Source organism: Massilia soli (genome assembly GCF_016809835.1).
Taxonomy (GTDB): domain Bacteria; phylum Pseudomonadota; class Gammaproteobacteria; order Burkholderiales; family Burkholderiaceae_D; genus Telluria_A; species Telluria_A soli.
The window spans coordinates 1-1,474 of sequence record NZ_JAFBIL020000022.1; the positions used below are offsets into that span (position 1 = coordinate 1).

1 rRNA gene is annotated in these 1,474 nt (G+C 50.7%); it reads right to left on the reverse strand.

What is annotated here, in order from left to right:
* Positions 1–88: 88 nt before the first annotated feature.
* Positions 89–1,474: ribosomal RNA gene (locus I4X03_RS22935) — 23S ribosomal RNA — on the reverse strand; the annotation flags it as partial.

The following is a 1,474-nucleotide window of genomic DNA, read 5'->3' on the forward strand; positions in this document are numbered from 1 at the left end:
GGGGCAACAGCGCTTTGAATCTGGAAGAAGTAAGTTTTATATCAAAATCAGTTTTGAAGTCTTGCAGACCTATAACTACTAATGTTATAGGGACAAGCCGTACGGGCAATTAGTATCAGTTAGCTTAATGCATTACTGCACTTCCACACCTGACCTATCAACGTCCTGGTCTCGAACGACCCTTCAAGGAGCTTAAAGCTCCGGGAAATCTCATCTCAAGGCAAGTTTCCCGCTTAGATGCTTTCAGCGGTTATCTCTTCCGAACTTAGCTACCCGGCAATGCCACTGGCGTGACAACCGGTACACCAGAGGTTCGTCCACTCCGGTCCTCTCGTACTAGGAGCAGCCCCCTTCAAATTTCCAACGCCCACGGCAGATAGGGACCAAACTGTCTCACGACGTTTTAAACCCAGCTCACGTACCACTTTAAATGGCGAACAGCCATACCCTTGGGACCGGCTACAGCCCCAGGATGTGATGAGCCGACATCGAGGTGCCAAACTCCCCCGTCGATATGAACTCTTGGGAGGAATCAGCCTGTTATCCCCAGAGTACCTTTTATCCGTTGAGCGATGGCCCTTCCATACAGAACCACCGGATCACTATGTCCTACTTTCGTACCTGCTCGACTTGTCAGTCTCGCAGTTAAGCACGCTTATGCCATTGCACTATCATCACGATGTCCGACCGTAATTAGCGTACCTTCGAACTCCTCCGTTACACTTTAGGAGGAGACCGCCCCAGTCAAACTGCCTACCATGCACTGTCCCCGATCCGGATAACGGACCAAGGTTAGAACCTCAAACAAACCAGGGTGGTATTTCAAGGTTGGCTCCACGAGAACTGGCGTCCCCGCTTCAAAGCCTCCCACCTATCCTACACAGATTGGTTCAAAGTCCAATGCAAAGCTACAGTAAAGGTTCATGGGGTCTTTCCGTCTAGCCGCGGGTAGATTGCATCATCACAAACACTTCAACTTCGCTGAGTCTCGGGAGGAGACAGTGTGGCCATCGTTACGCCATTCGTGCAGGTCGGAACTTACCCGACAAGGAATTTCGCTACCTTAGGACCGTTATAGTTACGGCCGCCGTTTACTGGGACTTCAATCAAGAGCTTGCACCCCATCATTTAATCTTCCAGCACCGGGCAGGCGTCACACCCTATACGTCCACTTTCGTGTTTGCAGAGTGCTGTGTTTTTATTAAACAGTCGCAGCCACCAGTTTATTGCAACCCTTTCGCCCTACTGAAGTAAATCAGCCAAGCTACTGGGGCGTACCTTTTCCCGAAGTTACGGTACCAATTTGCCGAGTTCCTTCTCCCGAGTTCTCTCAAGCGCCTTAGAATACTCATCTCGCCCACCTGTGTCGGTTTGCGGTACGGTCTCGTATGACTGAAGCTTAGAGGCTTTTCTTGGAACCACTTCCGATTGCTTCGCAGCACAAGGCCGCTCGTCCCACTCCCTTGAATTACGC